12 protein-coding genes are annotated in these 12,003 nt (G+C 59.8%); 10 read left to right on the top strand and 2 right to left on the bottom strand.

The features are described from left to right. Positions 1-89: 89 nt before the first annotated feature. Entirely contained in the window at positions 90-809 is a 720-nt protein-coding gene (locus tag D460_RS0118215; RefSeq protein ID WP_018900014.1) for a glycerophosphodiester phosphodiesterase, read from the bottom strand. Next, the gene (locus tag D460_RS0118210; RefSeq protein ID WP_018900013.1) at positions 809-1,276 is read right to left on the bottom strand and encodes a RidA family protein; all 468 of its coding nucleotides are present in this window, start codon (positions 1,274-1,276) and stop codon (positions 809-811) included. The genes D460_RS0118215 and D460_RS0118210 overlap by 1 nt, the downstream gene beginning before the upstream one ends. 136 nt (positions 1,277-1,412) lie before the next feature. Here D460_RS0118210 and D460_RS0118205 point away from each other — a divergent pair, with 136 nt between their 5' ends. The 10 genes from D460_RS0118205 to bamA all read left to right on the top strand — a co-directional run bounded on the left by D460_RS0118205 (position 1,413) and on the right by bamA (position 11,976). Continuing rightward, entirely contained in the window at positions 1,413-2,261 is an 849-nt protein-coding gene (locus D460_RS0118205; protein WP_018900012.1) for a cell envelope integrity EipB family protein, read from the top strand. Positions 2,262-2,393: 132 nt separating this feature from the next. Then, a complete protein-coding gene (locus D460_RS0118200) occupies positions 2,394-3,068 on the top strand; it encodes a pentapeptide repeat-containing protein (RefSeq protein ID WP_245267768.1) in 675 nt (224 codons plus the stop codon). A gap of 215 nt (positions 3,069-3,283) precedes the next feature. Next, positions 3,284-4,051, top strand: coding sequence for a 30S ribosomal protein S2 (rpsB, locus tag D460_RS0118195; protein WP_018900010.1), 768 nt, complete (start codon positions 3,284-3,286; stop codon positions 4,049-4,051). Positions 4,052-4,296: 245 nt separating this feature from the next. Further along, positions 4,297-5,223, top strand: a complete 927-nt coding sequence (tsf, locus tag D460_RS0118190) for a translation elongation factor Ts (protein WP_018900009.1) — start codon at positions 4,297-4,299, stop codon at positions 5,221-5,223. 93 nt (positions 5,224-5,316) lie between these two features. After that, positions 5,317-6,039: a UMP kinase gene (gene pyrH, locus D460_RS0118185; RefSeq protein WP_018900008.1), complete on the top strand. Its 723-nt coding sequence runs from the start codon at positions 5,317-5,319 to the stop codon at positions 6,037-6,039. A 55-nt stretch (positions 6,040-6,094) separates the two neighbouring features. Then, a complete protein-coding gene (gene frr, locus D460_RS0118180; protein ID WP_018900007.1) occupies positions 6,095-6,655 on the top strand; it encodes a ribosome recycling factor in 561 nt (186 codons plus the stop codon). 44 nt (positions 6,656-6,699) lie between these two features. Continuing rightward, positions 6,700-7,446, top strand: a complete 747-nt coding sequence (locus D460_RS0118175; protein ID WP_026283284.1) for an isoprenyl transferase — start codon at positions 6,700-6,702, stop codon at positions 7,444-7,446. Next, the gene (locus tag D460_RS0118170) at positions 7,446-8,279 is read left to right on the top strand and encodes a phosphatidate cytidylyltransferase (RefSeq protein WP_018900005.1); all 834 of its coding nucleotides are present in this window, start codon (positions 7,446-7,448) and stop codon (positions 8,277-8,279) included. The genes D460_RS0118175 and D460_RS0118170 overlap by 1 nt, the downstream gene beginning before the upstream one ends. Before the next feature lie 28 nt (positions 8,280-8,307). Beyond that, positions 8,308-9,441 (top strand): RIP metalloprotease RseP, encoded by a 1,134-nt coding sequence (rseP, locus tag D460_RS0118165; RefSeq protein WP_018900004.1) that lies wholly within the window; start codon positions 8,308-8,310, stop codon positions 9,439-9,441. Between the two features lie 195 nt (positions 9,442-9,636). Next, positions 9,637-11,976, top strand: a complete 2,340-nt coding sequence (gene bamA, locus D460_RS0118160) for an outer membrane protein assembly factor BamA (protein WP_026283283.1) — start codon at positions 9,637-9,639, stop codon at positions 11,974-11,976. Positions 11,977-12,003: the final 27 nt, after the last annotated feature.

The following is a 12,003-nucleotide window of genomic DNA, read 5'->3' as shown; positions in this document are numbered from 1 at the left end:
CGAATGCGAGACCGTTTCAATGATTTGGGGGCATTGCCAGTCTGCGCATATCTTGATGAAAAAGCGAGGGCTTGTTGAAAAAGCGAGCGTCAAACGGACGCGCGCGGGTCGAAGCCCTCGAAGGTCATCTGGTCGGCGTTTTCGAAGGTTTGCTTGCGCGCCTTCTCGTCACGAACCGTCCAGGTGATGACGACGATGCCCTTTTCGCGCTCTGCCGTGATGAAAGGGTTGGGCAGGTCGGCATAGAAATAGGAAATGAAGTCGAGACCGTGTTTCATAGCCTTTTCATGGGCTTGGAACTCCTCGGGCTTGTTTCCGCCAGCCGTCAGCCCGATCGGGTAGGGCGCGTTCAGCGCCTTCAGTTCCTTCAGGAGCCAATGGTCGAAGCTCATCAGCGCCACCTGGCCTTCATAGCCCTCGAGCTCTTCCAGTACCGCTTCAACGAAGCCTTCATCGTCGGTTTCTCGGCCCTTGAGCTCGATCACGAGCGGCACTTTTCCCTTCACAAGTTCGAGAAGCTGGCGAAGCGTCGGGATCTTGTCGGCCGTTCCGCCGACCGAGAGCATGCCAAGCTCCTTCGAGGTACGCTCGCGCACGTCGCCCTTGAGGTTGCAGAGGCGCTCGAGATTCTCATCGTGAAAGACGACAGGAACGCCATCCGAGGCGTAGTGCAGGTCGCATTCGATCGCAAAACCTGCCTCGACCGCGCGCGCGAAGGCGGAAAGCGTGTTTTCCCAAACGACCTTGTTCTGGTCGTGATAGCCGCGGTGGGCGACGGGACGTTCCTTAAGCCATGCTGCAGAGGTCATTACGCGATTTCCATGATGGCATCGATTTCGACGGCGGCGTTCATCGGAAGCGCTGCCATGCCGACGGCGGCACGGGCATGTTTGCCGGCATCGCCGAGAACATTGGCGATCAGGTTCGATGCGCCATTGATCACGAGATGCTGCTCGACGAATTCAGGCACGGAGGCCACGAAGCCGTTAAGCTTGATGACGCGCTTGATGCGGCTAAGATCGCCGCCGAGGGCAGCACTTGCCTGCGCCAGGATGTTGATGACGCACAGTTCAGCGGCACGCTGGCCCGTGGCGACGTCGACATTGCGGCCGAGGTGGCCGGTAACCGCGATCTTGCCGTCTTCGATCGGCAACTGGCCGGAGATGTGCAGCACGTTGCCCGAGATGACGTAGGAAACGTAGTTGGCTGCGGGTGCTGCAGCCTGGGGCAGGGATATCCCCATCTCTTTGAGCCGTGCTGCGATCTGATCGGACATTTTCTTCTCCGCTTTTGTTGTGAATAGTTCTAAAACTATGCATCTGGGCTTGAATCAATTTTGTGACACGATCGAGCCTCGATTTAGCCGGATGCGTTCTTATAACATCGTTGGTGAGTCCAACAGGAGATTATCTATGGTCCGATCGAGTCTTGCCGCGCTGTTCCTTGCAGGCGTTTCGGCAACCGCTCATGCGGCGACACCGGCTGCCGGCGCAGTGATGGCCACGGGCCTGATCGCGCATCGAGCGATCTACGATCTGGAACTGAAGGATGCGTCGGAGCGCTCCGGCATTTCGGGCATGTCCGGCCGCATGGTCTACGAATTCGACGGCGACTATTGCACCGGCTACACCACGAAGTTCCGCTTCGTGACGCAGATCGACACCGGCGATGCCGTGCGCGTCAGCGATCAGCAGACCAATACGTTCGAGAACCTGAAGGACCGCAAGTTCACCTTCGACACCAAGTCCTTCACCGACGACCAACTCGACAAGGAAGTGAACGGTGCGGCCCAGGATCAGGCCGACGGGACCAAGGTCGATCTGAAGCAGCCATCGAGCAAGGAGCTGCAGCTGGCCGCAAGCCGCTTCCCCACCGAGCACATGATGGACGTCATCAAGAACGCCAAGGCCGGCACCCGCCTGTTCGAAGCCCGCGTCTTCGATGGCTCGGATGATGGAGACAAGGCGCTGGCGACGACAACGGTTGTCGGCAAGGCCGTGACACCCGTCAGCGTCGAGGCTGATGCCGGCAATGCGGGCGCCTTTTCCAAGACCAGCTTCTGGCCGGTGACCATCTCCTATTTCAACGAGAACACCAAGACGGACGCCCTCCCGGTCTACCGCATGTCGTTCAAGCTCTACGAGAACGGCATCACCCGCGACCTGACGATGGATTACGGCGATTTCGTCCTGACCGGCAAGCTCTCCAAGCTGGAGCTTCTGGACGCCAAAACCTCGCCTGTAAGTAATTGCACGCGTTGAACGATTTCGCCGTTTCAATTTGACACGGTATGCAAAGCGACGCGCTCTGTGCTAGAGATCGCTCTATAGTGAGCATTGACGGCAAGCGGAGTGCATATATTGCCAGGCTTTAGAGTATCGATCGTGGCCGCGATGGCCTTGGCTGCGTCCGTGGCAGCGGCGGTGTTTACAAGTTCGATCTCCGCGGCCGATTGCGGCTCGACCGCTACGGCCGGTATCGATTGGGGCGGTTGCAGCAAGAAGAACCTGATGCTGCAGGGTGGCGATTTCCAGAAGGGAAATCTCGCCGACGCCGATTTCACGCTCACCAATCTCAGCCACACCAATCTCGCCTCCGCCAATCTAGAGAAGGCGACCCTGGTGCGTACCTGGTTTACCGGTTCCGACCTGAGTAAGGCCAATTTCTCCAAGGTCGAGGCCTATCGTTCCGGCTTCGAGGGCGTGAATGCCGAGGGCGCCAATTTCACGGGCGCGGAGCTGCAGCGCGCCAATTTCAACGGTGCGACGCTGAAGAGCGTCAATTTCGAGAAAGCCGAGCTCGGCCGCGTCACCTTCAAGGGCGCCGATGTGACGGGAGCGAATTTCTCGCTGACCAACCTGTCGCGCGCCGATCTGAGCGGAGCCACCTTCACCGGTCCGATCTCCTTCGACCGCGCCTTCCTGTTCCTGACGAGGATCAGCGGACTGGATCTGTCACAGGCGACCGGCCTCGACGAGGCGCAGGTGGCGCTTGCCTGCGGCGATTCGAAAACCAAGCTGCCCCAGGGCATGGCGACGCCGACAAGCTGGCCCTGCGACGCCGACTGATCCGCCCAAGGGTCCGTAATGTGCCTAAAGGCCGGGCATAGCGGTTATTTTACCGATAAGGCTTGATTTTCCGGGGCGGGGAGGGTATGGCCCCCGCATTCCACACGTAAGGCATGGGATTGTCCGGGAGAAATCCGGATGGTTCCGCCCGGTGGCATTCTCAAAGAGAGTGCTGTTCGCCTTGCGGAGGTTCAACCGGAAAAGGATAACTAGGCATGGCATTGCCCGATTTTTCTATGCGCCAGCTGCTTGAAGCAGGCGTCCACTTTGGTCACCAGACTCACCGCTGGAACCCGAAGATGAAGCCGTACATTTTCGGCGATCGTAACAACATCCACATCATCGACCTCGCACAGACGGTTCCGCTTCTGTCGCGCGCTCTGCAGGCTGTTTCCGACACCGTAGCCCGTGGCGGCCGCGTTCTGTTCGTCGGCACCAAGCGCCAGGCTTCCGAGCTCATCGCTGACTCGGCCAAGCGTTCCGCTCAGTATTACGTCAACTCGCGTTGGCTCGGCGGCATGATGACCAACTGGAAGACGATTTCGAACTCGATCCAGCGTCTGCGCAAGCTCGACGAGATCCTGTCTTCGGAACAGTCCGGCTACAACAAGAAAGAGCGCCTGAACCTCGAGCGCGAGCGCGAAAAGCTCGACAAGGCTCTCGGTGGTATCAAGGACATGGGCGGCACGCCGGACCTGATGTTCATCATCGACACCAACAAGGAAAAGATCGCGATCGACGAAGCCAAGCGCCTCGGCATCCCGGTTGTCGCAATCATCGACTCGAACTGCGACCCGGACCTGATCGACTATCCGATCCCCGGCAACGACGACGCTTCGCGCGCCATCGCTCTCTACTGCGACCTGATCTCGCGCGCTGCCATCGACGGTATCGCTCGTCAGCAGAGCTCGTCGGGCCGTGACCTCGGTGCATCGATCGAAGCTCCGGTTGAGCCGACGCTCGAAGGCGAAGCCGAAGCCTGATAAAAGAAGCAGGCGGATCAAATGGTCCGCCGTGCTTTCCAGAGATTGGGAAAAGGCCGCTCGCGACTTTCATGAAGTTGGGCGGCCTTGACCATTTCAGGCGAGGGGAAAAAGTCTCCCGCCATTTGAGTTTCGTTATGACGCGTCATTCATCACGCTGTCATACATACAGGTACATTTCGTGCCTCAATCCGGTGCCGCACCGCCTTTCGCGGGCCACCGTTTGAACCGACAAGAGGAAGCTTATGACCGAGATTACGGCTGCACTGGTGAAGGAACTGCGCGAGAAGTCCGGCGCAGGCATGATGGACTGCAAGAAGGCGCTGGTGGAAAACAACGGCGACATCGAAGCATCGATCGACTGGCTCCGCGCAAAGGGCATCTCGAAGGCCGACAAGAAGGCTGGTCGCGCTGCTGCTGAAGGCCTCGTTGCCATCGCCGGCGCCGGCCACAAGGCTGTTGTCGTCGAGCTTAACTCGGAAACCGACTTCGTTGCCCGTAACGACGCCTTCCAGGATCTGGTTCGTGGCATCGCCAACGTTGCCCTGACGACCGACGGTTCGGTTGAAGCCATCTCGGCTGCGACCTACCCGGCATCCGGCAAGCCGGTCGCCGACACCATCAAGGACGCGATCGCCACCATCGGCGAAAACATGACGCTGCGTCGCTCTGCCAAGCTCGAAGTCGAGCATGGCGTTGTTGCGACCTACATCCACAACGCTGCCGGCGACGGCATCGGCAAGCTCGGCGTTCTGGTTGCCCTGAAGTCGGAAGGCGACAAGGCTGTCCTGACCTCGATCGGCCGCCAGGTCGCCATGCACATCGCTGCGACCAACCCGCTCGCGATCCGCGCTGAAGAAGTCGACGCTACCGTTGCAGAACGCGAACGCAACGTCTTCATCGAGCAGGCTCGCGAATCCGGCAAGCCGGAAGCCATCATCGAAAAGATGGTCGACGGCCGCATGCGCAAGTTCTTCGAAGAAGTCGCTCTTCTCTCGCAGGCTTTTGTCATCAACCCCGACCTGACGGTCGGTGCTGCTGTTGAAGCCGCTGCCAAGGAAGCTGGCGCCAAGATCGAAGTCGTCGGCATGGCGCGCCTCCTGCTCGGCGAAGGCGTCGAGAAGGAAGAGAGCGATTTCGCTGCTGAAGTGGCTGCTGTCGCCAAGAGCTGATCGTCCTATATATGTGAAAACAGAAGGGCATCGCGTGACAACGCGGTGCCCTTCGTGTATCCGGCACTCAGCGGTAATATACGAGGAGCCAAGATGTCGTCAGAGCCTGTCTACAAACGTGTTCTACTCAAGGCTTCCGGCGAAGCCCTCATGGGCAGCCAGGGATTTGGAATCGATGTAGCGGTGGCCGACCGCATTGCGGCCGACATAGCCGAAGCGCGGCAGATGGGTGTGGAAGTCGGCGTCGTCGTCGGCGGCGGCAACATCTTCCGCGGCGTGGCCGTCGCTTCCAAGGGCGGTGACCGCGTCACGGGCGACCACATGGGCATGCTCGCGACCGTCATCAACGCGCTGGCGCTGGCGACCTCGCTGCGCAAGCTCAACATCGACACGGTGGTGCTGTCGGCGATCGCCATGCCGGAGATCTGCGAAAGCTTCTCGCAGCGCGCCACGCTCTATCATCTTTCGCTGGGCCGTGTGGTGATCTTCGCCGGTGGTACCGGCAACCCGTTCTTCACGACGGACTCGGCCGCTGCCCTTCGCGCCGCCGAAATGGGCGCTGAGGCGATCTTCAAGGGTACCCAGGTCGACGGCATCTATTCGGCCGATCCGAAGAAGGTGCCCGATGCCACGCGCTTCGACCAGCTGACGCACAAGGAAGTGCTCGACAAGGGCCTCGCCGTCATGGACGTTGCAGCGGTCGCGCTGGCACGCGAAAATTCCATTCCGATCATCGTCTTCTCGATCCACGAGAAGGGCGGTTTTGCTGAAATCCTCCGGGGCGGCGGTCTGAAGACCATCGTCACCGACAACTGACAGAGTGGCGGCGCCCAAAGCGCGCCGCAGCTTCTACCGAGACGGGAGCACTGCTATGAGTGAAGGCATCGACATCAACGATATCAAGCGCCGCATGGATGGCGCGATCAACGCGTTCAAGAGCGATATCGCATCGCTGCGCACCGGTCGCGCATCAGCGAACATTCTCGACCCGGTCACGGTCGAAGCCTACGGTTCGCGCGTGCCGCTCAACCAGGTCGCGAACGTGACCGTGCCGGAGCCGCGCATGCTCGGCATTTCGGTCTGGGACAAGTCGATGGTTGGCGCAGTGGATCGTGCGATCCGCGAAGCCAATCTCGGCCTAAACCCGATCGTCGACGGCCAGAATCTGCGCATTCCGCTGCCCGAACTCAACGAAGAGCGCCGCAAGTCGCTCGTCAAGGTCGCACACGACTATGCCGAGAAAAGCAAGGTTGCGATTCGCCATGTTCGTCGTGACGGCATGGACGGCCTTAAGAAAGCCGAAAAGGACGGTGTCATAGGGCAGGACCTGAGCCGCTCGCAGTCGGATCGTGTGCAGAAGATGACAGACGACACGATTTCTGAGGTCGACCGCTTGCTTGGCGAGAAGGAAAAGGAAATCATGCAGGTCTAAGGCGCAAAGCGCCTGCGCCTTGGACTGTAAAAACCGGACGGGAAATGTTGGAAAGAACATTTGTGACTGTGCCAGAACACGTTGCCATCATCATGGATGGCAACGGTCGATGGGCAAAGCAGCGGGGGTTGCCGCGCACCATGGGGCATCGCAAGGGCGTTGACGCCGTGCGTGAGACCGTGCGCGCAGCGGGCGACATCGGGGTCAAGTATCTCACCCTTTTCGCCTTCTCGTCGGAGAACTGGCGCCGTCCGGAAACCGAGGTGTCGGACCTTTTGGGCCTGCTGAAGGCATTCATCCGCCGCGACCTCGCCGAACTGCACAAGCAGAACGTGCGCGTGAAGATCATCGGCGATCGCCACAGCCTGCAGAACGACATTCTCGACCTCTTGATCGACGCCGAAGAGACCACCAAAGCCAACACGGCGCTCACGCTGATCATCGCCTTCAACTATGGCTCGCGCGATGAGATTGCCCGCGCCATGGCAAGCCTTGCACGCGATGTCGAGCAGGGGCGGCTGCGCTCGCAGGATATCACGCCGGCGCTCATCAATGCCCGGCTGGATACGGCAGGCATTCCGGATCCCGACCTCATCATCCGCACCAGCGGCGAAGAGCGCCTGTCGAACTTCTTGCTCTGGCAGGCAGCCTATTCGGAATTCATCTTCATTCCCGATTACTGGCCGGATTTCAGCCGCGAGACGCTTTACGCCGCGCTTGAGACCTTCGCTTCCCGCAACCGCCGCTTTGGCGGGCTGGTCGCCGAAACCGCGGCGGCGGTGGGAACCTGATGCACCGCGAACTGCAGCTTCGTATCATCTCGGGCACCATCCTCGCCGTCATCGTGCTTGCCGCGACGTGGTATGGCGGGCTCGCTTTCAGCCTGCTGTCGGCCCTGATCGGGCTTTTGATCTATTATGAGTGGTCGACGATCACCCGCCTTGCCAGTGAGCAGCCGGTTGCCAATGCGATCGGCTGGATCGGGCAGGCGGCGATCGCCGTTGCTGTCGTATCCGGCACTGTCGGCTACTCGCTGATCCTTCTCTTGTTGTTCTTTGCCATCGCTGTCGGCTTTGTCGTCACGCGCGGCGTATCGCGCTGGTTCCCGGCGGGTATCGTCTATGCCGGGCTGACCGGGATCGCGCTCGCGAATATTCGCGGCAGCGATGCAGCCGGCCTGCACGCGATGCTCTTCGTCTTCGCCGTCGTCTGGGCAACCGACATTCTGGCCTACTTCATCGGCCGCGCCATTGGTGGGCCGAAGCTCGCGCCAAGGATCTCTCCCGGCAAGACATGGTCGGGTGCGATCGGTGGCGCCGTCTGCGCGGTCATTGCCGGTGTGCTGGTGGCCTACGCGGCATTTCCCGATGGCATCGCATTGGCGTCCTTCGTGGCGCTGGTGCTGTCCGTCTGCAGCCAGTCTGGCGACCTCTTCGAATCCTTCATCAAGCGCCGTTTCGGCGTCAAGGATTCCAGCCGTCTCATTCCGGGGCATGGCGGGGTCATGGACCGGGTTGACGGGCTCATTTTCGCCTGTTTTGCGGCGTTCTTGCTTGCCGGGCTTTTTTCGCTGATAAAGGGCGGAGAAATGGCGTCGCTGGGCGCAGCCTTGTTCGGCGGATAATGTCGATAGAGGCTGACGGAAGGATTTTATGGCAGGCTTGACCGAAATTTTTGGGTTTCTGACGGGATATATCGTTCCTTTCGTGCTCGTGCTTTCTCTCTTGGTGTTCGTGCACGAGATGGGGCACTACCTCGTCGGTCGCTGGAGCGGCATCCGCATTCTGGCGTTTTCGGTCGGGTTTGGTCCCGAACTCCTGGGCTTCACCGACAAGCATGGAACGCGCTGGAAGCTCTCGCTGATCCCGCTTGGCGGCTATGTCCGCTTCTTCGGCGACGAGGATGCGTCGAGCAAGCCGGATGAGGACAAGCTCGCGCAGATGTCGGACGAGGAGCGGGCGCGGTCATTCGCCGGTGCGAAGCTCTGGAAGCGCGCGGCAACGGTCGCCGCCGGCCCGATCGCCAACTTCATCCTGGCAATCGCCATCTTCACCGTCCTGTTTTCGATCTACGGCCGCTCGGTCGCCGATCCCGTCGTAGCTGAAGTCAAGCCGGGCAGCGTTGCCGCCGAGGCCGGCGTCGTGCCGGGCGACCTGTTGATCGCGATCGACGGCTCCAAGGTGCAGACCTTCGACGACGTGCGGCGCTACGTCAGCATCCGCCCGATGCAGAAGATCGTCGTGACGATCGAACGCAACGGCGAGAAGATCGACGTGCCGATGGTGCCCGCGCGCACCGATATGACCGACCAGTTCGGGAACAAGATCGAGATCGGCCTGATCGGCATTGTCACCAACCAGGACGTCGGACATTTCCGCCAGCAGACCTACACGCCGCTTGAAGCGCTGCATGAGGGAACGCTGCAGACCTGGCACATTGTCACCGGTACCTTCAAATATATTGGCAATCTGGTGTCCGGTTACATGAAGCCAGACCAGCTCGGTGGCCCGATCCGTGTCGCGCAGGCATCCGGCCAGATGGCGACGCTGGGCGTTGCAGCTTTGCTTCAGCTGGCCGCCGTATTGTCGGTTTCGATCGGATTACTCAACCTGATGCCGGTTCCGGTACTTGATGGCGGGCATCTGATGTTCTATGCGATTGAAGCTGTGAGGGGAAAGCCGTTGGGATCGTCGGCCCAGGAGATTGCGTTTCGCATCGGACTGGCCATGGTTCTGAGCCTGATGGTTTTTGCCACGTGGAACGATATTAGTGCTCTGATCGGCTGATTGCGGGACGAGGGAAAATTACGATTTATTTACGATGTTTCAAAGCTGTAGTGGCGAAAGCGTCACGCTTTGAAATGAAGTAAACAGAAATTAACTAGCTCCCTTGCTTGTATATCAAAAGCGGGTAAAACGACACACGTGACCGGAATCGGGGGACGCCTGGTGATGGGGACGAGAAAAAAGGTAATGGGTGAAATGAAGGCTGGTTCAAGATTTTTGAACGCAGTATCGGCGGTTGCGCTGTCTGCAGGTATCGTTGCGTCGGGAGCGGGTGCGACAGTGTTCATCTCGGCTTCTGCTGCCGAGGCTGCAGTCATTCAGCGTGTTGACGTCCGTGGTGCAAACCGCGTCGGCGCCGAAGCTGTGCGGTCCAACCTCACGATCCAGCCCGGCCGGAGCTTCTCCAACACCGACATCGACGACTCCGTAAAGCAGCTCTACGACACGGGCTACTTCTCCGACGTCAAGATTTCCGTTTCCGGCAGCACGCTGGTTGTGACCGTTGAGGAAGCTCAGCTGATCAACCAGGTCGTGTTCAACGGCAACCGCAAGATCAAGGACGACAAGCTCGCGGCGGTCGTCAAGACGCAGTCGTCTGGCGCTTACAACGAGACCCAGATCCAGGCTGACATCCAGTCGATCAAGGACGCTTATGCAGCGACCGGTCGTAGCGAAGTCGAAGTGACGACGCAGGTCGTTCCGCTCGGCCAGGGCCGCGTCAACCTCGCATTCGTCATCAATGAAGGCGACCGCACGAAGATCGACTCGATCAACTTCGTCGGCAACAACGCCTACAGCTCTGGCCGTCTCGCATCGGTCATTGCCACCAAGCGAAGCAACTTCCTGTCCTTCCTGACCCGCAAGGACGTCTACAGCGCTGACAAGCTGCACGCAGACGAAGAAGCGCTCCGCCAGTTCTATTACAACCGTGGTTACGCCGACTTCCGCATCGTGTCCTCGGACGCTGCGTTCGACGAGGCGACCAACAAGTACACGCTGACCTTCAACATCGAAGAAGGCCCGCGCTATGACTTCGGCGCAATCTCCGTTCAGTCCACCGTTCAGGGTGTCGACGGCGCGCAGCTTCAGGGTCTCGTTCGCACCCATGAAGGCCAGGTCTACAACGCCAAGGAAGTTCAGAAGTCGATGGAAGCGATTTCGGATCAGGTGGCTTCGGCCGGCTATCCGTTCGCTCGTGTCACACCCCGTGGCAACCGCGACCTCAACAACAACACCATCGGCGTCGAGTACCTCGTCGACCAGGGCGAAAAGGCCTACGTCGAGCGTATCGAAATCCGCGGCAACAGCCGTACGCGTGACTACGTCATCCGTCGCGAGTTCGACATGAGTGAAGGCGACGCCTTCAATCAGCAGATGATCACCAGAGCCAAGCGTCGCCTTGAGGCTCTCGGCTACTTCTCGACCGTCAACATCTCGACCCAGCCTGGCAGCTCGCCAGACCGCGTTGTCGTTGTTGTCGATGTTCAGGACCAGGCAACCGGTTCGTTTGGTATCGGCGCGGGTTACGCTGCCGGCGGCGACGGCCTGCTGCTCGAAGCCTCGATCGAAGAGAAGAACTTCCTCGGACGCGGCCAGTACATCAAGGTGTCTGCCGGTGGTGGTCAGGAAGGTTCGCGTACCTACGGCCTGAACTTCACCGAGCCTTACTTCCTCGGCTATCGTCTGGCTGTCGGCTTCGACATCAACCACAGCGAGACGTCGAGCAACGACAACTACGACTACGAAGAAAACAACGTCGTTCTGCGCGCCACCGCGCCGATCACCGAAGATCTGGCGACGACGTTCCGCTATAACTACAAGCAGATGAAGTACGATCCGTCTGGATCGCTCTCCGATCTGTCCACGCCTTACCAGGACCTCGTCAACAACAGCCCGTGGGTAAAGTCGTCTGTGTCGCAGACACTGACCTACAACACGCTCGACGACATGGTTCTGCCGCGTGAAGGTATCTACGCCAGCCTGACGCACGAAATCGCCGGCCTCGGTGGTGACTCGCAGTTCTACAAGATCTACGGCAAGGCGCGTTATTACCACACGCTTGCTGACGATGCCGACATCATCGGCTCGGTTGCCGGTTCTGCCGGTTACGTCGTCGGCTTCGGCAAGGATCTGCATGTCTTCGATCAGTTCACGCTGACGAACGGCGACATCCGCGGATTCGAGAACAAGGGTATCGGCCCACGCGTTGGCGGCGGTCCGGATGATCCGCTCGGCGGCACGACCTACTTCACCGTTTCGGCTGAAGCATCGTTCCCGCTTCCGGCTTTCCCGCGTGACTTCGGTCTGCGCGGCGCGGTCTTCGCGGACGCTGGTACGCTCTTTGGCAACAAGGTCAACGTCAGCGGTTCCGAGTTCGTGAACGGCGAAGATGCTTCGCTGCGCGCTTCCGTCGGTGTCGGCATCGTCTGGAACTCGCCGTTCGGCGCTCTGCGCGTCGACTACGCGATCCCGGTCCTGAAGGAAGACTACGACAAGGTTCAGCACTTCAAGTTTGGCATCAACAACCAATTCTGATATCGGCAGTCCGGAACCGTAAAATCG

Source organism: Rhizobium sp. 2MFCol3.1 (genome assembly GCF_000377565.1).
Lineage (GTDB): Bacteria > Pseudomonadota > Alphaproteobacteria > Rhizobiales > Rhizobiaceae > Rhizobium.
Note: the sequence above shows the minus strand (reverse complement) of the source record. Positions and strands in the feature narration are given on the sequence as shown.